This is a genomic window from Rhodovulum tesquicola, assembly GCF_024128855.1.
Classification (GTDB): domain Bacteria; phylum Pseudomonadota; class Alphaproteobacteria; order Rhodobacterales; family Rhodobacteraceae; genus Rhodovulum; species Rhodovulum tesquicola.
The window spans coordinates 1-254 of the sequence record NZ_JAMYDV010000076.1; the positions used below are offsets into that span (position 1 = coordinate 1).

At 63.0% G+C, this 254-nt stretch carries 1 pseudogene; it reads right to left on the minus strand.

From position 1 onward, the window contains the following. Positions 1 to 122: 122 nt before the first annotated feature. A pseudogene (locus NHN26_RS17440) lies at positions 123 to 254 on the minus strand (IS481 family transposase); the annotation flags it as partial.

Here is a 254-nt window from a genome sequence, read left to right on the forward strand (position 1 = left end):
CCTATATCGCGGCAACCCTCCGCAAGATCCTCGACCAGCACATGCAGAGCGATATCGCCGAGCTTATGCCCTGGAACTTCGCTGAATAGTCACGCGGCAAGCCGAAGGGTGGTCAGGCTGCGCTTACTCAGGTCCTGCAGTCGGGACACACCATGCCGGCGCAGACAACGATCCAGCCCGGACCGCGACGCGTTCGGGTTCAGGAACTCGCGCACCACCGCGAGCAGGTCGTCGAGCGGCAATAGCAGCGTCGT